At 44.8% G+C, this 24141-nt stretch carries 21 protein-coding genes; 20 read left to right on the forward strand and 1 reads right to left on the reverse strand.

Features of this window, described 5'->3' with window-relative positions; genetic code table 11:
- Window positions 1–191: 191 nt before the first annotated feature.
- The 13 genes from M2444_RS21800 (at window position 192) to M2444_RS21860 (ending at window position 15043) form a co-directional block, all read left to right on the forward strand.
- A complete protein-coding gene (locus tag M2444_RS21800) occupies window positions 192–494 on the forward strand; it encodes a MazG-like family protein (protein ID WP_170880353.1) in 303 nt (100 codons plus the stop codon).
- Between the two features lie 6 nt (window positions 495–500).
- Window positions 501–1418 carry a DUF2232 domain-containing protein gene (locus tag M2444_RS21805; protein ID WP_280788012.1) on the forward strand — a complete coding sequence of 306 codons (918 nt, stop codon included), beginning with the start codon at window positions 501–503 and terminating at the stop codon, window positions 1416–1418.
- An 11-nt stretch (window positions 1419–1429) separates the two neighbouring features.
- Complete coding sequence (locus M2444_RS21810) at window positions 1430–3436, forward strand: DHH family phosphoesterase (RefSeq protein WP_280788013.1); 2007 nt, start codon at window positions 1430–1432, stop codon at window positions 3434–3436.
- Window positions 3433–3879, forward strand: coding sequence for a 50S ribosomal protein L9 (rplI, locus tag M2444_RS21815; protein WP_042193036.1), 447 nt, complete (start codon window positions 3433–3435; stop codon window positions 3877–3879). The genes M2444_RS21810 and rplI overlap by 4 nt, the downstream gene beginning before the upstream one ends.
- A gap of 1 nt (window position 3880) precedes the next feature.
- Window positions 3881–5248: a replicative DNA helicase gene (gene dnaB / locus M2444_RS21820; protein WP_042131710.1), complete on the forward strand. Its 1368-nt coding sequence runs from the start codon at window positions 3881–3883 to the stop codon at window positions 5246–5248.
- A gap of 209 nt (window positions 5249–5457) precedes the next feature.
- Window positions 5458–6744 carry an adenylosuccinate synthase gene (locus M2444_RS21825; protein WP_060626292.1) on the forward strand — a complete coding sequence of 429 codons (1287 nt, stop codon included), beginning with the start codon at window positions 5458–5460 and terminating at the stop codon, window positions 6742–6744.
- A 162-nt stretch (window positions 6745–6906) separates the two neighbouring features.
- Window positions 6907–7557, forward strand: a complete 651-nt coding sequence (locus tag M2444_RS21830; RefSeq protein WP_280788014.1) for a hypothetical protein — start codon at window positions 6907–6909, stop codon at window positions 7555–7557.
- Between the two features lie 298 nt (window positions 7558–7855).
- On the forward strand, window positions 7856–9400 hold the full coding sequence (locus tag M2444_RS21835) for a M23 family metallopeptidase (protein WP_094876556.1): 1545 nt from the start codon (window positions 7856–7858) through the stop codon (window positions 9398–9400).
- Window positions 9401–9590: 190 nt separating this feature from the next.
- Complete coding sequence (yycF, locus tag M2444_RS21840) at window positions 9591–10322, forward strand: response regulator YycF (RefSeq protein WP_094869741.1); 732 nt, start codon at window positions 9591–9593, stop codon at window positions 10320–10322.
- Window positions 10322–12151 (forward strand): cell wall metabolism sensor histidine kinase WalK, encoded by a 1830-nt coding sequence (walK, locus tag M2444_RS21845; protein WP_094869742.1) that lies wholly within the window; start codon window positions 10322–10324, stop codon window positions 12149–12151. Before yycF ends, walK begins: the two co-directional genes overlap by 1 nt.
- The gene (locus M2444_RS21850) at window positions 12148–13440 is read left to right on the forward strand and encodes a YycH family regulatory protein (protein ID WP_094876557.1); all 1293 of its coding nucleotides are present in this window, start codon (window positions 12148–12150) and stop codon (window positions 13438–13440) included. Before walK ends, M2444_RS21850 begins: the two co-directional genes overlap by 4 nt.
- A 38-nt stretch (window positions 13441–13478) precedes the next feature.
- Window positions 13479–14219 carry a two-component system regulatory protein YycI gene (gene yycI / locus M2444_RS21855; protein ID WP_094869744.1) on the forward strand — a complete coding sequence of 247 codons (741 nt, stop codon included), beginning with the start codon at window positions 13479–13481 and terminating at the stop codon, window positions 14217–14219.
- A 14-nt stretch (window positions 14220–14233) separates the two neighbouring features.
- Window positions 14234–15043, forward strand: a complete 810-nt coding sequence (locus M2444_RS21860; protein ID WP_280788015.1) for an MBL fold metallo-hydrolase — start codon at window positions 14234–14236, stop codon at window positions 15041–15043.
- On the opposite strand, the gene M2444_RS21865 is transcribed toward M2444_RS21860, so the two are convergent.
- Complete coding sequence (locus M2444_RS21865) at window positions 15009–15218, reverse strand: hypothetical protein (protein WP_042193027.1); 210 nt, start codon at window positions 15216–15218, stop codon at window positions 15009–15011. The two genes, M2444_RS21860 and M2444_RS21865, sit on opposite strands and share 35 nt — an antisense overlap.
- Window positions 15219–15592: 374 nt before the next feature.
- Between M2444_RS21865 and M2444_RS21870 the strand changes: the two genes are divergently transcribed.
- The 7 genes from M2444_RS21870 to cydC all read left to right on the forward strand — a co-directional run bounded on the left by M2444_RS21870 (window position 15593) and on the right by cydC (window position 23931).
- Complete coding sequence (locus tag M2444_RS21870; RefSeq protein WP_280788016.1) at window positions 15593–16837, forward strand: S1C family serine protease; 1245 nt, start codon at window positions 15593–15595, stop codon at window positions 16835–16837.
- 419 nt (window positions 16838–17256) lie between these two features.
- Entirely contained in the window at window positions 17257–17457 is a 201-nt protein-coding gene (locus M2444_RS21875; protein ID WP_019914582.1) for a cold-shock protein, read from the forward strand.
- A 92-nt stretch (window positions 17458–17549) separates the two neighbouring features.
- Window positions 17550–17780, forward strand: coding sequence for a cold-shock protein (locus tag M2444_RS21880; protein WP_042131698.1), 231 nt, complete (start codon window positions 17550–17552; stop codon window positions 17778–17780).
- Window positions 17781–18003: 223 nt separating this feature from the next.
- Window positions 18004–19398: a cytochrome ubiquinol oxidase subunit I gene (locus M2444_RS21885; protein ID WP_076285054.1), complete on the forward strand. Its 1395-nt coding sequence runs from the start codon at window positions 18004–18006 to the stop codon at window positions 19396–19398.
- Complete coding sequence (gene cydB, locus M2444_RS21890; RefSeq protein WP_094869748.1) at window positions 19395–20411, forward strand: cytochrome d ubiquinol oxidase subunit II; 1017 nt, start codon at window positions 19395–19397, stop codon at window positions 20409–20411. The genes M2444_RS21885 and cydB overlap by 4 nt, the downstream gene beginning before the upstream one ends.
- Window positions 20411–22177 carry a thiol reductant ABC exporter subunit CydD gene (gene cydD, locus M2444_RS21895; RefSeq protein ID WP_094876559.1) on the forward strand — a complete coding sequence of 589 codons (1767 nt, stop codon included), beginning with the start codon at window positions 20411–20413 and terminating at the stop codon, window positions 22175–22177. The genes cydB and cydD overlap by 1 nt, the downstream gene beginning before the upstream one ends.
- The gene (gene cydC, locus M2444_RS21900; protein WP_280788017.1) at window positions 22174–23931 is read left to right on the forward strand and encodes a thiol reductant ABC exporter subunit CydC; all 1758 of its coding nucleotides are present in this window, start codon (window positions 22174–22176) and stop codon (window positions 23929–23931) included. Before cydD ends, cydC begins: the two co-directional genes overlap by 4 nt.
- The last annotated feature ends 210 nt before the right edge of the window (window positions 23932–24141 follow it).

Below are 24141 nucleotides of genomic sequence, written 5' to 3' on the forward strand. Positions count from 1 at the left end.
AAGCAATCGGAACAAGGCCTGTATTTCCGGCGATAACGGAAAGCAGGTCTTTTTTAAAAATGTAAGAAGTACTAGTTCATCCCTTGTTGAAGCATACTTAAGGTGCGCGGGGCGCCCTTGTGTGACACGGAATTTTTTATGCTATAATTGAGAATAAAGCTTTTTGCCGGAGGTAGAGAGACGTGTCCAATGTGCCGAAGGATCTGGATGTAGCTAAACGCGCCAAGGTGATTGAATGGTTAAAAACAGAAGTGATTGACCAAGTTTCTCGGTTATTTAAAGCGTTATGGGAAGGCAGTACTACCCGTGTGGGGGACAGCCTGGCTAGTTTGATTATGAGCTCTTATATTTTGGGCCGCAGACTAGGGATTCCTTATCGGCAATTAGATGACTTGCTACTCGAGAAGCTCAGAAAGCATAAGCAGGAAGGGCATCAACTGGAAGAATGGTATCAAGATATATCTGCTTTAGAAGAACATATGCGTAAGAGGTGAATACTGTTGAAATTTCGCTGGTCATCTGTGGCTTGGAGCGTAGCGTACTTACTTTTGCTGCTAAGTTTAACGACTCCATTGCTCATCATCACTACCCTATTTATGATTGTTCCGGCAGTAGTGTTATTCACTACGCTGAACACCAAACAATTTGTTCTACATGTATTACCGGTGTTGCTGATTGTTGGTCTGATTACACCTATTTATGTGCTGATCGCGGCGTATTTCTTAATACCTGCTCTGGTTATGGGACATTGGTATAAAAGACATGCTTCAGCAGTATCTACCGTGATTGCAGGTACAGTTACGATTCTTGGAGAATTCCTGGTACTCTTATTACTCGGTACGGCGTTATTTAATTTTGATTTGTCTACCTATGTGAACGATGTGCTGCAGATGGTTAACTCGCCTCTGTCTGATCTGGGTACCGCTAATCCACTGTTTACGGACCTTGGTTTTACGACTGAGGATGTAAACAAGCTAAGTCATATGACGGTTCAAATGATCCCAATGACTCTAATCGTAAGCTCTTTCATGATAGCTGTCATTACGCATTCTATTGTTCGTCCGATTCTGAACAGCATGAATTATGCAGTGCCTAAGATGAAGCCTGCTCGTGAATGGAGACTTTCGAGATCGTTTATTTGGTATTATTTGATTGGTGTGGTTCTTCAGCTCTTCTTCTCAGGATCAGAGAATAATTACATCCTCATGATTTCTGCCAATCTACTGCCGTTGCTGCGAATTGGCTTTATGATTCAGGCGATTGGATTTTTCTTCTTCCTGGCGCATGAACGCAAATGGAACAAGATGGTTGCCATTTTGCTAGCAATACCGGTCATTTTGCTGCCGCCGCTACGCATTATCGGTATTATTGATCTTGCTTTCCCGCTGCGGGAGTATGTGACGAAATCGAAACGATAGGGTGAGAGTTCATGCCTAAATTTCTGCAAAGACGCTGGCACGGCTACCATACCGTATGGGCGTTCATGCTGCTGTTGGCCCTTATTATAATTGTTAGTATTTATAACTGGGCTCTTGGGGTCGTCAGCCTGTTTCTGGCAGGTACATTATGCTTCTATATGCTAAAGACGGAGATTTCGTTCCGCCGCAATCTGGTGGAATATATTAATGGATTAACTTTTCGTATTAAGCGAGTGGAGGGAGAAGCAGTGAGTATGCTGCCCCTCGGTATCATTCTGTTTAGCGAAGATCGAACGGTAGAATGGAATAACCGCTACGCGGGTGATATTTTTGCGCGCAAGTCTTTAGTGGGAGAACCGCTACTGGAATTGCTGCCGGATATGCAGTCTTTTTTTACGACAAATGTCTCGGGAAAACGGGATGTCCACAAAGAAGGCGTACTGCATGACACTCGCCTTGAGCTCACTGTGGATGAACGATTTTATCAAGCCGTCATTATTCCAAGTGAACGTATTCTTTACATGTATGACATCACTGAGCTTGTGGTGCTACGGGAACGTTATGAGGATGAGAAGCTGGCGATTGGCATAGTGATGATGGATAATCTAGATGAATCTGCTCAAGGAATGGATGATCAACAGCGCACTTCTCTGATCGCTAAGGTAGCAAGTGAGATCACCGAATGGAGTAAACAGTTTGAAGTTTACCTGCGGCGTCTGTCGTCTGAGCGGTATCTAATGCTACTTAATCATCGCAGTCTGCAAGCTCTGGAAGAAAGTCGTTTCGTTATTCTTGATGAGATTAGGGAAATGACGGCCGACCTTAAAGTGCCAATGACACTGAGTATTGGTATGGCTTTTGGAGCGGACTCTGCAAGCGAGCTAGGTGCCTTAGCACAATCCAGTTTGGACATGGCACTCGGCCGAGGTGGAGATCAGGCTGCGGTAAAAGCAGGTCAGAGGTTGTCTTTTTACGGTGGAAAGAGTAATGCAGCGGAGAAGCGTACACGAGTGCGGGCACGAGTCATTGCGCATGCGCTGCGTGATTTAATGCAGGAGAGCGACCGTGTGCTGATCCTCGGTCACCGGACACCAGATATCGATGCTGTTGGTGCTGCGATAGGCCTTCTGAGAGCCGCACAGATGTATAATGTAGAGGCTAGCATTGTGATGGAGACGCCTAATCCTTCCATAACGAACATGATGGAGCAGATTCGGAAAGATGATGAATTGTATAAGTCATTCATCACAACGGAGCAGTCTTTACAAGTGATGACGGAGCATACACTGCTTATTGTTGTGGACACCCATAAGGCGTCTATGACAATGGAACCGCGGCTTGTGCAATATGCGAGTAGAATCGTGGTGGTGGATCATCACCGTAGAGGTGAAGAGTTCATCAACGATGCTGTACTTGTCTATTTAGAGCCTTATGCTTCATCAACCTGTGAGCTGGTGACAGAGTTGCTTCAATATATCCATGAGAAGGTAAAGATTAGTCCATTGGATGCTACAATGCTTTTAGCGGGAATTACTGTAGATACGAAGCACTTTGCACTGCATACAGGCTCACGTACATTTGAAGCTGCAGGGTTTCTGCGCCGAAATGGTGCGGATACCATTCTTATTCAGCGTATGCTGAAGGAGGATTTACAGGAGTATATTTCAAAAGCCGAGATTATCAAACATGCGCGTATGATTTATGATCAAATCGCATTAGTCGTTACGGCACCAGGTATGAAGATTCCACAGCTACTTATCGCTCAGACTGCGGATACATTACTTGGGATGACAAACGTAGTTGCTTCATTTGTCATTAGCGAGCGACCAGACGGCCTGATAAGCATTAGTGCTCGATCACTTGGGCGTATGAACGTACAGGTCGTGATGGAAAAAATGGGTGGCGGTGGGCATCTATCGAACGCCGCCGTACAGCTAGAAGGAACATGTAAAGAAGCAGAAGCCAGACTGCTGCAGGTGCTGGCTGAAATCGAATCGAAAGAGGGTTTATTCGAATGAAGGTCATTTTCATAAAAGATGTTAAGGGTCAAGGTAAAAAAGGTCAGGTTAAAGAGGTATCCGAAGGTTATGCTTCGAACTTCCTATTACCACGTGGATTAGTTCGTCCGGCAACGGAAGGTAATGTGAAGACGCTTGAGAATCAAGCAGCTGCTGAACAACGCCGTAAAGATAACGAAAAAGAAGAAGCTCAGCAACTGGGCAAGAAGATAGATGAGCTTACCTTGACTATGAAAGCAAAAGCAGGTGAAGGCGGCCGTCTATTCGGCGCAATCACGAGCAAACAAATTGCTGAAACGCTAGCTTCCACGCAAAGCATTTCCATTGATAAGCGCAAGATTGAGCTAGGAGAGCCGATTCGTCATTTGGGAGTATTTCAAGTAAGTATAAAACTACACACTGAAGTAAAGGCTACCCTTAAGGTTCAGGTAACGGAGGAGTAACATGGGTGGAGATCTCTTTTTCGATCGGGTTCCCCCGCAGAATCTTGAGGCGGAGCAAGCGGTAATTGGTGCTGTTCTGTTGCAGGATGAAGCGCTCATTACTGCAATGGAACGGGTGAATACCGAAGACTTCTACGATAAAGCGCATCAAATGATTTTTGAGGCGATGGTGCAGCTCGGAGAAGAGAGCCAGCCGATTGATCTTGTTACGCTTACTTCTAGACTGCAGGACAAGGGAGAACTCGAAGATATTGGTGGTGTTAGCTACCTAGCTAAGCTGGCGCATGCTGTGCCTACTGCGGCTAACGTAGAATACTACGCGCAGATTATTGAAGAAAAGGCTATGCTACGGCGTTTGATTCGTACAGCGACGCAGATCGTAAGCGAGGGTTACACCGGTGGCGAAGATGTAGCCGATATGCTGAGTGATGCAGAACGGCGAATTCTTGAAATCTCTAACCGGCGCAGCGGCAGTGGATTTATCGCAATCCGCGATGTATTGATGGAAGTATTTGATAAGGTTGAACTCCTTCATCAGAATAAAGATAAGGGCGGCATGTCAGGTATACCAACAGGATTTGTGGATTTAGACCATATGACTAATGGATTTCAGCGCAATGATTTGATCATTGTTGCAGCCCGTCCTTCTGTAGGTAAGACAGCATTCGCGCTAAATATTGCTCAGAATGTGGCCGTACGTGCCAAAGAGACGGTTGCCATATTTAGTCTGGAAATGTCTGCGCCGCAGCTAGTTCAACGTATGATTTGTGCGGAAGCTAATCTCGATGCGAATACTATGCGTACCGGTGACTTCAAGAGTGATGATGATTGGTCGAAGCTGACTATGGGCATTCAGTCCCTATCGGAGGCGGAGATTTATATCGATGATACAGCAGGGATTACTGTAACGGATATTCGTGCAAAATGTCGGAGGCTCAAGAAGGAAAAGGGCCTGGGGATGATTGTCATTGACTACTTGCAGCTCATTCAGGGCCGCGGTAAAGGCGGGGAAAACCGTCAGCAGGAAGTATCGGATATATCCCGTACACTGAAGCAGATCGCCCGTGAATTGGACGTGCCGGTTATCGCCCTGTCCCAGCTTAGCCGGGGTGTGGAACAGCGTCAGGATAAACGACCGATGATGAGTGACTTGCGTGAATCCGGTTCTATCGAGCAGGATGCTGACATTGTTGCGTTCCTGTATCGTGACGACTATTACAATCAGGACACTGAGAAGAAAAATATTATTGAAATTATTATAGCTAAACAGCGTAATGGTCCCGTTGGGACAGTAGAGCTTGTCTTCCTCAAAAATTTCAACAAGTTCGTTAACTACGAGCGAGCACATGCAGAACCATTTGCTGGGTAACCTGTCATGTATGATATCCGAACGATTGCACATTTCTTTGTGTAATCGTTCGTTTTATTTGACTTTGAAAAAAACGGCTGTTACACTGAGTATTGTCCTTTAGTGGGTAAATCCGCTTGGAGTCCGGAGGGCTACGTACATAAGAATGACGTACAGGGCCCATATTATGAAAAATAATGGTGCTGGCTAGCACCTACGGAGGAATGAACATGTCAACGGTAGTCGTCGTGGGAACACAATGGGGAGACGAAGGTAAAGGGAAAATCACTGACTTTCTAGCGGAAAGTGCAGATGTGGTTGCCCGTTATCAAGGGGGCAATAATGCCGGTCACACGATTCTGATTGACGGTGAGAAGTTTAAGCTCAGCTTAATCCCTTCTGGTGTATTTTATAAAGAAAAGACTTGTGTGATTGGTAACGGGATGGTTATTAATCCAGCTGCCTTGATCCAAGAAATTAATTATATTCACGAGAACGGTTTTGACACTAAGAACTTAGTGATCAGCGATCGTGCTCATGTTATTATGCCTTATCACATGGTACTGGATGCACTGGAAGAAGACCGCAAGGGTCCGAACAAGATTGGTACAACACGTAAAGGTATCGGTCCATGTTACATGGATAAGGCTGCACGTAACGGTATCCGTATTGCTGACCTGATGGACGCTGAGGAATTCGAATTGAGACTTCGTCACTTGATGGAAGAGAAGAACCAAGTGATTACTCAAGTATATGGCGCGGAAGCTCTTGACGTTGAAGAGATTCTGACTCAGTACCTGGAATATGCGGAAGTGCTTCGTAATTATGTGACTGATACGTCGGTCATTCTTAATGAAGCTATTGATGCAGACCGCAAAGTATTGTTTGAAGGTGCACAAGGGGTAATGCTTGATATCGATCAAGGTACGTATCCGTTTGTTACTTCTTCTAACCCTTCTGCAGGTGGCGTATGCATAGGTTCTGGTGTTGGACCTTCTAAGATTAAACAGGTTATCGGGGTTGCTAAAGCCTACACTACTCGTGTTGGAGATGGCCCGTTCCCTACAGAACTGAATGATGCAACGGGTGATTATATCCGTGAAACAGGTCATGAATATGGCACAGTTACAGGACGTGCTCGTCGTGTAGGTTGGTTCGACAGTGTTGTTGTAAGTCACGCTCGTCGTGTAAGTGGAATCACAGGCTTGTCTCTTAACTCGCTGGATGTGCTGAGCGGACTTGAGACTGTGAAGATCTGCACAGGCTATAAATACCGTGGTGAAGTAATCACGCATTACCCAGCTAGCCTTAAGATGCTGGCAGAGTGTGAAGCGGTATATGAGGAGCTTCCAGGTTGGAGCGAAGATATTACTTCCGCAAAAACATTGGACGATCTGCCAGCAAATACACGCAGATATGTTGAACGTGTGTCTGAGCTTACAGGGATTCCGATCGCCATCTTCTCAGTAGGCCGTAACCGTGAGCAGACGAATCAAGTAACGCCAATTTATATTTAAATAAATTTAGTTATTTATAAGGGACCTCGCGAGAGGTCTCTTTTTTATGTTTACTTTTATGCGTATGTTTCCCGAAGCCGGTTCTAGTCAATACTGGAACTATAGAAAAACATGGAAAAAATATACCAGATAGACTTGGACATAGGTGAGAGGAGAGAAGAAATGAAGATCGTGAAGCGTGCACTGGGAGTATGTCTAATTGTAGTACTTGCAAGTACACTTTCAATTCTAACTACAGGCGTGGTTGTAAATGCTTATATTCAGTCGGTGCTGGCAAGCTTCGATATTAAAGTGGATAGTCCAAGCCCTGGTTTAGGCGGGATGGTCAAGAGTATGATTGGCATGGATAGCCAATCGGATACCAATAAAGTAAATAAAGAAGCGACGACAACAGGCAGCACGGTAAACAAGGATAAAGATAACAGTAAGGATACACCTGAAAAAGGGGAGCCGGTGGAGGAAAAAGCACCCGAGGATGCTTTACCGGTTATGGGCCAAGCCTCAAATGAGTCTTCTACTAACGAAAGCCAGAGCGGGAGTTCCGAGGACCAAAAATTGGTAATGACACCTGAGGCAATAGGTGACTTAAAAGATAATCTTCCTTCGGCGGAGAAGGTAAATATATTCAATATCTTGATGTCCAAGCTACCGCAGGATGAGATGCAGAAAATATCCACAGCTATGGAGGATGGATTAACAGAGGATGAGGTTAAGGAGCTGCAACAAGTCATTGCCAAATATGTTGATCCTGATGAATACGAGAGTATAATGAAAATGCTTACACCAACTACAGGAACTCTACAGCAACCATAGTAATTGTCAATTTATAGACACAAGAAAAAGGCTAAATTTTCATATTTGCGCAAAAAACCCGCGTATTTCGTGGGTTTTTTTATGTGTACAAAGTTGAAATTTTTTGCTCAGCTATGGTACATTAGACAAGGATGTCAAAGGGTTAATTTTTTGTAACCTTTTTGAGGGTCCATTAGAAGCAGGAATTTAGAACTAGGATAAGCAGAAACATTCATGGTCGTAATCTATATAATCGAGATCGTACAACTAGCTTGGCCGTTCATATCAGATGACAGAGCGGACTGAAAGGGAGAGTTTCATGAAGGGATTTAAGTTCATGCGCCGGATGGGGAAACTGCGGGATATAGACACAGCAGAATCCGGAGCAGATGTTCAGCAGAGCCACAATTTCGATCACGACTCCACACACTTTCATCAAGAAAAAGGGACTCGTAGATTCCGGCGCTCTTGGATCTTGGGAGCTGTTGGCATGGTACTTCTAACCACTGTGTTAATCGGTGCAGAGAAAAAGTATGTAGCAGCCAATACCGAAACCTACTACCAAGTATTGGTGAAGGGGAAGGAGATCGGGAAGCTTAACGATCAGGCACAGCTTAACCAGCTGTATGATAAGAAGCAACAGGAATATCAGGATAAGTATCCGGCTTCTACGATGGTGCTTCAGACAGAAGGCATTACAATTAAACAGGAGAAAGCGTACAAGCCGGAAGTTGATAGTGAAGCAACGCTTAATAAATTAGATGGTATGCTGAAGGCCTATGCTGTAGGTGTGGAATTAATGGTAGATGGCAAAGCCGTTGGCATTGTTAAGGATCAAGAGACCGCAAATGCGGTACTCGAAGGGGTCAAGAATCATTATGTTCCACAAACTGAAGTAGCAACAGCGAGTAAGCTCACAAGAACGGCTGCCTCAAGCTCAAGCGCTGCGAAAGCGAAAGCTGCCAAACAAGTGGAGTCCGTTAAGATTAGTGAAGAGGTCTCTATTGTTCCTGTGAAGACAGATCCTAACAAAGTGTTGGATGTGGAGGAAGCAGTCAAGACACTTACCGAGGGTAAAGAAGCGCCACTTCTTTATACCGTCCAAGAGGGCGATACGATTTCGGGGATTGCTAAACGGTTTGAAATTACACAAAAAGAGGTCTACAGTAACAACCCGGATGTGAAAGAGCTAACGTTGAAGATTGGAGATACACTGAAGCTGAAGGTACCACAGCCAGATGTTACAGTTGTTACTGTAGAGCAAGTGTCAGAGCAGGTGGTTACTGAGCCTGAAGTGATCGTACGGAAGAGCGACCAGTTACCAGCAGGCAAAAGTAAGGTCGTTCGTCCAGGACAAACGGGCCTTAAAGAAATGCAGTACCGGTTAACAAAGAAAAACGGAATGGTCGTACAAGAAGAGTGGTTGGGTCAGACCGTTATTAAATCTTCTCTTCCTGAAGTGGTTTATCGGGGTACAAAGGTAGTTGGTGAAGGAACAGGCATGTTCAGTTGGCCAGTAAGCGGAGCAACCCTTACTAGTAGTTTCGGTGAGCGCTGGAGCCGTGCTCATAAGGGTCTAGATATGGTATCTGGCAACCGGAACATTAAAGCCTCTGATGCCGGAACTGTAATCTTTGCTGGTGTGAAGAGTGGATATGGAAATGTGGTTATTGTGGATCACCGTAACGGATACGAAACCTATTATGGCCACTTAAACAGCATCTCCGTTTCTACTGGACAGCGTTTGGAGCAAGGCGCCAAAATTGGTGTAATGGGCAATACTGGACGCTCGACAGGAACACATCTGCATTTTGAGATTCGGAAGAATGGCACTGCAGTAAATCCAATGAAGTATTTGCGATAATTCATACATTAACCTCAACTGCTCGATTAAACTCGAGCGGTTTTATTTTTTTAAAATATAGGAATGACGATATAGCTGTTTCATTTTGCTGGGGAAGCCGATTCCTTATTTCGTAGGATGTGACGTTAAGACAGGTATGTTAAAATAAAGGAATGATCTTTAAGTAGGGATAGGAAGGTGAAGCTGAGACATGCAGATGGGAACGATTCTGGTAGTAGACGATGAACAGCCTATTGCTGATATATTGAAGTTTAATCTAGAAAAAGAAGGCTACGAGGTTATTTGTGCTTTTGATGGTAACAGTGCAGTAGAATTGGCATTGTCCAAAAAGCCTGATCTAATGCTGCTTGATCTTATGCTGCCTGGTAAGGACGGGATGGATGTTTGTCGTGAGGTTCGTTCTGCACATTTGGATATTCCTATCATTATGCTTACTGCCAAAGACGGAGAGATTGATAAGGTGCTTGGTCTAGAGCTTGGTGCGGATGACTATGTGACCAAACCTTTTAGTACACGTGAGCTACTCGCCAGAGTGAAAGCCCAAATGCGGAGACAGCACAAACCGTCACCGCCGGGAACGGCGAATGAACCTGCAGAGACTAGACAGGGTATTTACCATTTTGATCTATTTATTGATACAGATATGTATCTGGTATATAAGGGTGGGGAGCCGCTTGATTTGACCCATCGTGAATATGAGTTGCTCTACTATATGATTAAACATGCGGGTAAGGTAATGACCCGGGAGCATTTACTGCAGGCCGTGTGGGGATTCGAGTATTTCGGCGATGTGCGGACCGTAGACGTGACGATCCGTCGTTTAAGAGAGAAAATTGAGGAGAATCCCAGCAAGCCGGAATATATTTATACTCGGCGCGGACTTGGCTATTTGATGCATAGCCCTAAAAGCGGAGGATTGTGATGAAATGGTGGTCCTTTTTCCGGACAATTCAGGCCAAGCTTATTATTATTTATGTGCTGCTGATTCTGATAGCTATGCAGTTAATTGGAGTCTATTTTGTCAGTTCGATGAAGAACTCGTTAACGGATAACTTCACGAAGGATCTTAAAGCACGTGCGGAGATGCTGTCCATCCTGACTGCTGATAAATTTGGCAGTGAAGCTGGCACCGCGGACGAGGAAACGGCAGTAGAAAGTCTGCGCGGTATGGTTAATAATCTGTACATTAACGGGGCTGAAATTCAAGTGCTTGATGCCAGCGGCAAAATCATTACCACCTCCGTGCCCTCGCAAAATGACTATGTCGGACAGCGCAATACTCAGACCGTAGTCAATCGCGCCTTGCAGGGGATCAGCGATAATGAAGAATATATTATTGCCGATGATAATGTTCGAAAAAAGGTTGTGGCCAAGCCGGTACTTTCCGGTGACAAGGTAGTAGGTGCAATCTATATTGCTGCTGACATGAAGGATTTATATGCGACTATGGGCAGGATCAACAGTGTATTCATCTCTGGTTTGCTGTTAGCCTTGGGACTGACGGTTGTCCTATGTGTTATTCTTGCACACACCATTACGCAGCCGATTAAAGAAATGACTAGGCATGCAACAGCTGTTGCTGAGGGTCGGTTCAATCGAAAAATGCCTGTACTCGGCAACGATGAAATTGGACAACTCAGTCAGGCATTCAATTATATGACCGGCAGATTGCGCGAGGCGCTCTCTCAGAATGAGGAAGAGAAAGAGAAGCTCACCTCTATTCTGACGAATATGAGCGACGGTGTTGTAGCCACGGATGAGAATGGTGTAGTCATTCTTATGAACCTTCGAGCAGCACTTATGCTGGGAACAGAAGGTCCGTTGCCGGAAGGTGCCCCCCTGGATAAATTGTTAGGTCTTGATTATGAGCAGAGCGGTTCCTTGGCTAAAGGCAATGCCCAGTCTGCAATGCTTCATCTGACACATATGGGTGGAGAAGATTCTAATATCGTGAGAGTTACGTTTACTCCGATTCATCGCCGTGAAGGCGGCATTGCCGGTACGATTGCTGTACTGCAGGATGTAACTGAGCAAGAGAACCTGGAGGAATCACGCCGAGAGTTCGTCGCGAACGTTTCGCATGAGCTAAGAACACCACTTACAACGATTAAGAGCTATGTGGAGGCACTTGATGATGGAGCGCTTGAGGATCCGCAGTTAGCGGTTCGTTTTGTTGGGGTTATTCGTAACGAAACCGAGCGTATGATTCGTCTGGTTACAGATCTACTGCATCTTTCGCGTCTGGATTCCAAGGAGGCACTTCTCAGAATTCAGCAGACGGATATTACAGAGATGCTGGAGGATGTAGCAGACCGCTTTTCTTTTCAGATTCGGCAGAAGCGGATCGACATTAGTACAAGGGTCCGTAGGGATGTCAGCACAGCATGGCTCGATCGTGATCAAATTGATCAGGTCTTGGGGAATTTGGTCTCCAATGCATTAAAATATACGCCAGAAGGCGGTACGATTGAATTGGAAGCCATGAAAAGTGAGGATGGAATGCTCTCCATTTCTGTACGTGATTCCGGGATTGGTATTCCGAAAAAAGACATCGAGCGGATCTTTGAACGGTTTTATCGGGTGGATAAGGCGCGCTCACGGAATATGGGAGGCACCGGACTTGGCCTTTCCATTGCCCGGGAAATTGTGAAAGCCCATGGAGGCTCTATTTCCCTGCAATCCGAGCTTAATGAAGGCTCTAAGGTAACCTTTACGCTACCTCTGAATGCGCAAAGGGGGAGTGAGACATGAAGGAGAGATTGAAGTCATGGATTCTAGCCTTGCTCGTGCTGGGAAGCCTTGTTGAGAGTTACTATTTGATTTACCGCTTGCCTGGTGCAGACTCTGCGGTACTCTCCGAGAATCTATATGTGAAGACAGACAATATGGGACCGGAGGAAAAGGTCGAGAACCTGCTGTACCCTGATAAAATGATCATCCATATGGGCGAAAACAAGCATACGCTTTTTTATCCAGACTCAACGTTCTATAGCTTGATTATGAATCGGCTAAAAGGGCGTGGATTTGAAAGCTTCCAGCGGCACTCGGTACAGGATTATGACTGGGATAAGATTCGCAATGAGAATCCGGGGATTGAGCTTTCGTTCGGATCCGGCATTCCGGTAACGTTACTTCAGCGGGTTATGCAGCTGTCACCTGATTCCCTATTTGAAGGAGAAAGCATCGATCGCATTTGGATCTATAACATTAAGAATGACTCCAAAGCGCATGCCATTTTCTTTAGCACGAGAGGCGACATTATATATGAAGCAGCAAAAGCGGATTTAACTGTGCAAGACGTGCAGCAGCATGTGGATTTCGGCAAGAATTGGACGCCTTACAAGTCCGTAGATGGTGATTATTATGTGCCAGACAGCAAGATTTCTCTGGTTCAGGTTGAGATGCCTTCAGGCATGTATACCATAGAACAGATGCAGAACAATCTTTTCTTCGATGTTGGAAGCACTAGATATATTCGCGAGAAAAATGGCTCGGAGATTTATACGGATAGCAAACGGAGTCTTCAGGTCGATAAGGAACGGAATTGGATGAGCTATAGCGATCCTGCCGCGCTTCCAGCCGGAGACAGTACACCTGCCAAGGATGCGCTTGAAGCTGTGGAATTTGTGAACCAACATGGTGGATGGAATGGAACCTATCGTCTTGAAGCCACAGAGGAGGGGAGACAGGAGAGAAAGGTCTCTTTTCAACAATATTATGGCTCCTATCCATATGGTTCCTATCCGATCATGAGTAATTCGCAGCTGCAGTATGGTGTAATTAATCTGGAATTGCAGCAAGGCACCGTATCCTCTTACGAACGCTCGTTAATCTATATTGATGAGAGTAAAGCAGTGAAGAAAATCGTAGAGCTGTCTGGAGGCGTGGAGCTAGAGAATCAATTGTCTGCGGTTAGTAAAACTTCGGCAGTGAAGGATTTAACGCCTGCGTATGTACCTGTAGTGAAAGAAGAAAAGCTGCAACTACTTCCAGTCTGGAAGGTTACACTTATTGACGGCAGCGTTCTTACATTAAATTAATGTACAAGTTGTTCATATAACATTTAGGAGGTAAGGGTATGGATTGGGGAAGAGCCAAAAATGTACTAATTTGCGCCTTTTTAGGTCTAAATCTGCTGCTATGTTATCAGCTGTGGATTGATTTGCGCGATCAGGTTAGTGCCAATCTCGATTTCACTTCCCTGTCCGAAGAAACCCAGGCGGTCATGGAGCAGAAAGGGATTCGTGTGTTGTGTCCCATTCCGGCTTCTACCCCGCAGCTTCCTAATATCACTTATCGATATTCTGCTGAAGAGCAGAATGAACCACCCATTAAATTAGATGTTCCTATAGATAGCAAGCTGATCTATTCTTCCTTCACCGAGCTTAGCAAGGCGCTTGAGAGTCAAATACCGGATATCGCAAATTATCGTTTTGATTCTCAAGAAAGTGAAGTTGGGAAGTTCGTGCTTCACCCGCTAGTTCAGAATCAGTGGTCGCTATTCCGAGTTAGGTTAGAGTTGATTAATAGTGATCAGAAGATTGTAGCTTTCCGCTCACCTAAGATTGAGATAGGGGCAAGCAGTAGCGATAAGGAACAGAAGGTACTGCCGGCATCGCAAGCGCTTAGCAGTTTGATTGAAAAATATTTTCCGGCAGACTCCGTAGTGAAGGAGATTGAGCTTGGTTATTATGGTGAGTTGTTCAACTCCGAAAGTCAGGTAGCGTCACCGATGTGGCGGTTCATGCTGGAGAACGGCAATGCCTATTATGTGGATGCTATAAGTGCGGACATCATCAGTCCGAAGACAACAGATTAGAAGGAGTAAGGAAAATGGGGATTTCATTTACAGTACTGTCCAGTGGTTCTACCGGAAATGTAACGGTGGTACGGAACGGGGAGACAACACTTATGATTGACGCGGGACTAAGTGCCAAGCGGATCGATGAGCTGTTGGCCATGCGCGAGCTAACGGGTAATGAGATAGACGGGATTCTAGTCACACACGAGCATTCCGATCATATTAAAGGACTCGGGGCAATGGCCCGTAAATACGATCTTCCGATTTATGCGAACACCAATACCTGGGGAGCCATTGAAAAAGGCATTGGAAAAATACCCGACTATAACCGAATCATTATGGAATCGGGACAGCATAGGGATTTTGGCAGTATGCGTGTAGAATCGTTTGCAATATCTCATGATGCGGCGGAGCCGGTGGGCTACAATTTTTATGATGGAAAAGAAAAGCTGTGTGTAGCTACAGATCTGGGGTATGTTAGCGAAAAGGTAAGAGATGCGATTTCAGAGGCGGACGTATTGGTGCTGGAGGCGAATCATGATATTGAAATGCTGAGGATGGGACGTTATCCGTGGAATACGAAACGACGTATACTTGGCGACATGGGTCACCTTTCTAATGAAGCAGCCGGAGCGGCACTAAGTGAAATTCTCACAGGACGGACTAAACGTACCTATTTAGCGCATTTAAGCCGGGATCATAATATGATGGATTTGGCCAAAATGTCGGTGCGTTGCGCAATGGAGGATCGGGGCTGTTTCTTTAAAGATAGTGAGTTTAAGCTTTGCGATACCTATTATGACCAACCTACGCCATGGGATAAGTTGAGCCAGTTGTCATAAGCTGATCAAGCTCGGCAGTCTTTCGTTCTAATTCTTGGCGGGAGATCAGGCCTTTATCGATCATCAATTCGATCATTGCACTGAAGGCAAGGGTCATATGGTAATGTTCATCCTTTAAATCACCAAGCTTACCGATAAACTCGACCAGATCCATACTTGTGGAAAAAGAATTCATAATTATACCTCCTTATATAGGATAAGCAGAACTGGAGTTGTAAAAAATTCGCAGGCTTTTCACCTCAGGAAAATCACGAATTGACGGTTGCCTGTGATACAATTATAGACGTGATAAGCAAACTTTAAATTTAAGGAACCTTTCTATTAGTGTAGTCTTTTAAGTTACAAAATATTCCTAGTAGAGAAGATATATTGAAAGATTCTAAAATTCTTTCGATTAACTGAAACTATTGTGTGGTTAATGGATAAAGTGAAACTTTTTAGTGATTGTTGGAGTCTAAAGGATGCAGAGGTATATGCTTGGAACGTGATTGCTAGAGGTTCAGGTTTTAAATACTGTGAACGGTTGGCAATAGAAGGGGGAGATTTTCGGTGGGATTGTTTGATGACGATTTCTATTCAACTAAAGTATCACGGTCCAGAGGGGATGAAGCATCAAAGGGATCATTTGCTAACCGCAAGCATTCTGTGCGAAGATCGCGCAAGGGCTTAGCTACTTGGCAAATATCCGCCGTCTGCTCCTTAATCAGTGCTGTGGTGGCAGTGTTTTTATTCAGTATGCTTACTGGACAAATGAGTCACGAAACTGCCCCGAATTCGGTAGTAACAACTGGGGAGGTTGCCCCAAGCAGTGATCCGTTTGACCGTATCATTCAAGCCGCTGCTAGAGTCCGTCCTGCAGTAGTAAGTATTATCAATCATAAAGAAGATAATAAAGAATTGAACATTCTGGATGAGTCAGCATTAGGCTCTGGAGTGATTTATAAAAAGGTAGATAATAAGGCATTTATCATTACTAATAACCATGTCATCGAAGACTCTAGCAATCTTGAAGTCGTAACAGTAGATGGCGAGACACGTAAAGCTACACTCGTTGGAACGGATAAAGTGAGTGACATTGCGGTGCTTTCAATTGACGCCAAGGGTATCAATACAATCGCAGAGCTCGGAGATTCCTCGAAGCTTCGTCTAGGTGAAACGGTCATTGCCATCGGAAACCCGTTAGGACTTGGTGACACATTAACTTCAGGTATTGTTAGCTACACTGAACGGAAGGTTCCCGTATCCTTGAATCAGGACGGCGTATATGATTGGGAGCAAGAGGTCATTCAGACCGATGCGGCAATCAATGAAGGCAATAGCGGCGGAGCGCTTGTGGATTTGGATGGTAAGGTGATCGGTATTAACACGATGAAAATCTCCGATACAGGTGTAGAAGGGCTGGGTTTTGCTATTCCAGCTAACCATGTGATAGACACCGCTAATGAACTGGCTGAGAAAGGACGGATTGCTCGTTCCTACTTAGGCGTATATTCGGTAGATTTAAACAATCCTTACGTTCCTCTCGCAGAGGACCAACGCAAGGAACTGAACCTACCGAACAATGTTAAGGATGGGGTTGTCGTTCTGGATGCTGTTGGACCTGCACAGGAAGCGGGAATACAGTTCAATGATGTGATTACGAAATTTAATGATCAACCTATTACATCTACGCTTTCCCTTCGCAAGTATTTATATAATCAGACGAAGATTGGTGAGGATCTGAAGATTACCTATTACCGAAATGGGAAAGTCAATCAAGCCACAGTTAAACTTCTTGAAAAACCAGAGGAATAATATGCTGGAAGTCGGCATATAATGATATAGCAGTAATGACAAGTAGAGCGGACTACCCCTTCAGTTGAGAAGGTAGAGCTTCCTGAAATAGCGATACTCTGTATCGCTATCGGGGATCTGTTTCTTCTAAAGTTTTGATAAATATGGCAATTATAAGCTGATTTAATGAATTTTGGGCTGACTGGCAACCCTTACATTGGAAGGTAATACTTATTAGGGTAGAAACGGATATATACGGATGCCAGCTTGCCTTTGCTAATCAGGTGTGGTAATATGATATCAATCATACATTTAGTCCCTAATTTTCGCATTGAAAAGGGCTGTTATATTCGGAAATACAACCTTTTTCAATGTGTGAATTTTTTCTTTGTTTGAAGATAAAAAGAACATATTAATTTAAATTTGTGGAGGTAACACACATGCAAACAGGTACAGTTAAATGGTTCAACGCAGAAAAAGGATTCGGTTTTATCGAAGTTGAAGGCGGAAGCGACGTATTCGTTCACTTCAGCGCAATCACTGGCGACGGCTTCAAAACTTTGGACGAAGGCCAACGCGTTGAATTCAACGTTGTTCAAGGCAACCGTGGACCACAAGCCGAAAACGTTGTAAAACTGTAATAATAGAAGAAACCGTCCCAGCTTGTGAAAGTTGGGACGGTCTTTTTATATCTAGTTAGTCACTATTGACTTACAGGATGGGAGGAACGGCAATGAACTACCGGAAGAAACCTTTGGAAGAAATACCGGAAGAAAATACCGCGATTTGGGCGTGTACCAATGATGGATGCAACGGATGGATGAGGGATAATTTCGCATTTGAACATGCGCCTTCTTGCCGTCTATGTGACTCTCCAATGGTTCGCAGCACGAAGATGCTACCACAATTGCTTAATTCGAATGGCGATCTCAAATCGCTGAAGAAGGGTATTTCCATTACCTAACCAATGCCTTTATGAGTCAAGCTTGTTTTAGAGCAGTGAACAACTTCAAGACGGTCAAACCGTCTTATTTTTTTTGCTTTTTTTAAGGCAAATTGTGATTTTTGTCACAAATCATTTGAATTTTACCGTTAAAAGCACTCCTTTGTGTGACATATATCACAAAACGACGTCTAAATTTTTGACACAATATAATTAACGAAAAGGGGAGAAGGAAGGGAAAAATATGGATACAGTAATGCTGTCGCGTATACAATTTGCGTCGACGACAATATTCCACTATTTCTTTGTACCGGTATCAATCGGACTAGCGCTCTTGATTGCGATTATGGAGACCATGTACGTTAGAAAAGGCAATGAAGAGTACAAAAGAATGGCGCAGTTCTGGGGAAAGCTGTTTCTCATCAACTTTGCAGTAGGGGTAGTTACAGGGATTTTGCAGGAATTTCAGTTCGGCATGAACTGGTCTGATTATTCACGTTTTGTGGGTGATGTATTCGGGGCTCCGCTTGCAGTTGAAGCATTGGCAGCCTTTTTTCTGGAGTCTACTTTTATTGGAATCTGGATATTCGGCTGGGACAAAGTGTCCAAGAGAGTGCACCTATTGTCCATCTGGCTGGTAGCATTCGGAACGATGTTATCTGCTTTCTGGATCCTAGCAGCGAACTCTTTTATGCAGCATCCTGTGGGTTTTGCGATTAATAATGGACGTGCAGAAATGAATGATTTCTTCGCGCTGATTACGAACGGACAATTGCTGGTTGAATTCCCGCACACGGTTCTTGCTGCGTATGCAACAGGCGCCTTCCTCGTAACGGGGATTAGTGCGTACAAGATATTGAAGAAACAAGATGTATCTTTTTTTAAGAAATCTTTTCAAATTGCAGCGATCGTAGGGATCATTTCTTCGATTGGTGTAGCAGTGGCAGGTCATGCGCAAGCACAGTATTTGGTTGAAACTCAACCTATGAAGATGGCGGCTTCCGAAGGACTGTGGGGTAAGAGTGGTGACCCAGCACCTTGGACCGTATGGGCAAATATTGATCCTGAGAAGCAAGAAAGTACAGGTGAATTTCAAATTCCGTACATGCTGAGCTTCCTTTCATACAGTAAATTTTCCGGTGAAGTTAAAGGTATGCTTGAGCTGCAGGCTGAGTATGAGCAAACCTATGGCCCCGGTGACTATATTCCACCTGTACGTACGACATTCTGGAGTTTCCGGATCATGGTTCTAGCAGGAACGTTAATGATTGTACTGGGTATGTACGCAATGTATTTAATGTGGCGCAAAAAGATGGACCGTCCTAACACTTGGTTTATGCGGTTTATGTTATGGGGACTATTGCTTCCTCCAATCGCGAATACAGCGGGGTGGGTCATGACCGAATTCGGGCGTCAGCCATGGACGGTATTCGGACTGATGACAACGGAAGACAGTGTGTCACCTAATATTACGAGTGGTCAGGTTCTATTCTCTGTTATTTCTTTTACAGCGATTTACGCCATTCTCGGATTAGTTCTGATTGGTTTGTTTATGAAAGTGATTAAAAAAGGTCCTTATGCGATGGATAACGATCACGGGGATTCGCATGATCCATATAACGAGGAGGGCGCCCAATGATTTCTCTTAATGAATTGTGGTTTGTGCTCATTGCAGTTCTGTTTATAGGGTTCTTCTTCCTGGAGGGTTTCGATTTCGGCGTAGGGATGGAAACACAAATTCTGGCTAAAAATGATACAGAGCGTCGGATTTTGATTAACTCGATCGGACCCTTCTGGGATGGAAATGAGGTATGGCTAATTACTGCTGCGGGTGCAATGTTTGCGGCTTTCCCTGAGTGGTATGCAACATTGTTTAGTGGATTCTATATTCCTTTTGTCTTTGCTTTATTAGCTTTGATTGCACGTGGTGTTGCTTTTGAATTCAGAGGCAAACGGGATTCTGTAGCTTGGAAAAAAACTTGGGATGTGTGCATCTTTTTCGGCAGCTTCCTCCCACCGTTCCTCCTTGCTGTGGTGTTCGCCAGCTTCATCAAAGGTTTGCCGATTGATGGGGATATGCAAATGTACGCAGGTTTTACTGATATCGTAAATGTGTATACCGTAGTGGCTGGTGTGACTGTTGTTCTTCTTTGCTTGGTACATGGACTAATGTTCACTACCCTGCGTACAGTAGGTGATCTACAGGCTCGTGCTCGAAAAATGGCGCAAAGATTGCTTTTGCCACTTGGAGCTTTATTGCTTGCTTTCGTGGTAATGACTTATTATATGACTGATATTTTCGAACAACGTGGTTTAGTTCTTATGATTATAGTAGCGCTAGGAATTATCGCATTCATATTATCGGGTTATTTCATGACAAAGAAGAAGGATGGCTATGCTTTTGGCATGACAGGAGCGGTAATAGCATTGTCCGTGACTTCTATCTTTGTAGGATTGTTCCCACGTGTTATGATTAGTTCAATAGATCAAGCCTTTAATTTGACAATCACTAATGCGGCTTCCGGTCATTACTCTTTAAAGGTAATGACGATTGTGGCACTGACCATCCTTCCATTCGTATTGGGATATCAGATTTGGAGTTACTTTGTCTTTCATAAACGCGTTCACGAGAAGGAGCATCTTGAATACTGATGGATAAAAATTTGCTTGGGTATAAAGGAGTTAAGCCGGTCTTTCTGATCGTTGGTCTCCTTACCCTGGTGCAAAGCTTGTCCATACTTCTGCTGGCCAAATGGCTGGCAGAAGTTATCTCTGCGCTATTTGCGGGAGAACCTCTGAAGGAACAATGGGCTACTTCGCTATTGTTCCTTCTTGCATTTCTAGTGCGCCATGCTTGCGCCATGCTGATGAGCCGTATCTCTTACCGCTTTGCGGAAGCAACGGGCAGCAATATGCGGAGGGAAATGATGGATAAGCTCTTCCAGCTCGGACCTAGAATGGTGGGCGGGCGTGGAACCGGGGATCTTGTTACACTTGTGCTGGAAGGCGTAACAAAGTTCCGCACATATCTGGAAGCGATTATCCCTAGAATGGTAGGGATGTCAATTACACCGATTTTGGTACTTATTTATATCTACAAGATGGATACTGCGAGTGGGATTATTCTTACGATTACCATGCCAATTATTATTGTTTTTATGATTTTGATCGGAATGACCGCTCGCAAGCAGATGGACCGTCAGCTGAAATCTTATCGCACATTGTCTAATCATTTTGTGGATTCCCTCCGTGGGCTAGAGACGCTGAAATTTCTGGGCCGCAGTCGTAGTCATAGCAAGAGTATTGCTACGGTCAGCGATCGATATCGCTCGGCGACGATGCGAACCCTGCGAGTAGCCTTTTTGTCCTCGTTTGCTCTGGACTTCTTTACAATGTTATCGGTTGCTTCCGTAGCGGTAAGTCTTGGGTTGCGGCTGGTGAACGATCAGATGACTCTTGTTACGGGCTTAACCATTCTGATCTTGGCGCCGGAATATTTCCTGCCTGTCAGACTGGTAGGTTCAGATTTCCATGCTACTTTGGATGGGAAGGAAGCCGCTGAAGCAATGAAGAGTATCATAGACCAGGAAGAAGTGAAGGCTGAAGTAATAGGTTCAAACGGTAATCAAACCTTGGATTCAGTATCAAAAACATCCGAAGAGATATTCACTTGGCATGAGAATAGCGTGCTCACATTAAAGGAAGTCAGTGTGAAATATGAGGAAGCGGGCCTTTCTTCGCTGGAAGCGGTGAACCTGCAATTTAAAGGAGCAAGTAAAATTGGGATTATCGGAGAGAGTGGGGCCGGTAAATCTACACTAGTCGATATCTTGGGTGGTTTCTTACACCCTACTTCAGGAAGTATCACAGTAAACGGTACAAAGGTTAGCGCATTAACGGATGAGGCTTGGCGAAAGCAGACCTCGTATATCCCGCAGCGCCCTTATATTTTTAGCGGTACATTGGCTGATAATATTCGCTTCTATTACCCTGAAGCTTCTATGGAAGCTGTGGCTGCAGCTGTGAAAGCTACCGGATTATCAGAGCTGGTGGCAACCCTTCCGAATGGTCTGGATGAGATGATCGGCGGCGGGGGTCGTTCGTTCAGTGGTGGGCAGGAGCAGCGTGTAGCCTTAGCCCGGGCCTTACTCAGCAGTCGTCCGATTATGTTATTAGACGAGCCAACGGCACATCTGGATATTGAAACCGAATATGAGCTGAAGGAGACGATGGTGCCTCTTTTTGAAGGAAAGCTGGTCTTCCTGGCTACACATCGCCTGCACTGGATGCTTGATATGGACATGATTGTAGTAATGAAGCAAGGACAAGTGGCAGAAATCGGTACCCATCAGGAGTTGCTTGCCCGCAAGGGTGCGTATTATGAATTGATTGGGTCGCAATTGGAGGGAATCCATTGAAACGTGAAGGATGGTTTGCTCCGTATGTATCGTCGTATTTTTGGCGTTTTGTGCTTATTATTGCGCTTGGGGCGTTGACGATTTTTACCGCCTCATCATTAATGTATACTTCAGGATTTCTGATCTCAAAAGCATCTACACCGGTTGAAAATATTCTAATGATCTATGTACCGATTGTGGGTGTGCGTACGTTCGGGACGAGTCGGGCTGTAATTCATTATGTGGAACGCCTAGTTGGGCATGACACGATTTTGCGAATTCTATCTAAGATGCGTGTGCGTTTGTACAATATTTTGGAGCCACAGGCTTTGTTCCTGTCGTCACGCTTCCGTACTGGGGATATTCTCGGGATGCTTGCGGATGACATTGAATATTTGCAAAATGTATATCTGCGCACCGTGTTTCCAAGCATCATTGCTTTGCTGATTTATGGAGCAGCTGTGATTGCACTGGGTACTTTTGATATCGCTTTTGCGTTATTGATGGCTCTGTATATATTGGTGTTAGTGGTGGTGCTACCGTTCTTATCTTTGTTGTTCACACAGAAGCGCCAACGTGAAGTGAAAGTAGAGCGTAATCGTCTCTATCAAAAGCTGACTGACGCCGTGCTTGGCATGGGTGATTGGGTCATTAGTGGACGGCAAAGCCAGTTCGTAGAGACGTATGAAGCAGATGAGAGAAAAGTGGCTCAAACCGATGCAGCGTTACGCAGTTGGGCACGTCTTCGCACATTCATTGGGCAAGCGGTAATTGGGGTTGGTGTGCTTTCAATGCTGTATTGGGCTGCTGGAGAATTTGCGGATGGTGCGATTGCGGGTACGTTGATTGCGGCGTTCGTATTGGTTGTTTTTCCTGTTGCAGATGCCTTTCTGCCAGTGTCCGAAGCGGTGGAGAAAATCCCACAGTACCGTAACTCCTTGGAGCGGTTGTCTGGTGTAGATGGACATGGGCAGAACATCGTGTCTAAAAAAGCATCTGTATCTGTAGTCGATGCTCTACCTCATGCGATGAAGAGTACTCACATCAGGCTCGAAAAGGTAGGTTACCATTATGGATCAGCGGATAACTGGTCGGTTCGCGATCTCAGCCTCGATATTCCACAAGGTAAAAAGATTGCGATCATCGGCCGAAGTGGTGCGGGTAAATCGACGTTATTGAAGGCGATTCAAGGTGTTATTGAACCCTCAGCAGGCTCGGTTATGATTAATGGTCTCGCTGCTGCGGCTTATGGTGAACATATTCCTTCTATTATTGCGGTGTTAAATCAGAGCCCCCACTTATTCGATACTACGGTAGCGAACAATATTCGTATGGGTGATCCGAAGGCTTCCGAACAAGCGATCAAGGAAGCTGGAGCATTAGCGAAAATGGATACGTTGATCTCCTCGTTGCCAGATGGATATGATACCTTTGTCCGTGAAGCGGGGCAACGTTTCTCGGGTGGGGAGCGCCAGCGGATAGCGTTAGCTCGTATTTTGCTGCAAAATACACCTGTCGTCATTCTCGACGAACCGACTGTAGGGCTAGACCCGCGGACGGAACGTGATCTTTTGAAGACAATGTTCGAAGCCATGAAGGGTAAGTCGCTAATTTGGGTAACGCATCATTTGGTCGGTGCGGAGCAGATGGATGAAGTGATTTTTATGGAAAATGGCTCGGTAGAAATGCGTGGAACCCATGCGGAACTGATGAAAAAAGAACCACGTTACCGCAGATTGTATGAGCTGGATCGTCCGGTGGAGTTTATAGGGTAGGATGGAGAGTTTTGAGATAATATGATATAGAAAATAGAGAGGTATGCGTGTAGAGATTCCTTTTGCCCATTGGGGTGAGAGGAATCTTTTTTTGTAGGAGGGCAAAAATATAGACAATGGATGAACAGATCGCTGGAATCGGCAGATAGGAGTTCCTTTTTCGTGGGAAGTATGGTAGAACAATAGAAGGAGTATTAGGCCGTAGCGGCA

The sequence above is a fragment of the Paenibacillus sp. PastF-3 genome, assembly GCF_029893135.1.
GTDB lineage: Bacteria > Bacillota > Bacilli > Paenibacillales > Paenibacillaceae > Paenibacillus_AQ > Paenibacillus_AQ nitricinens.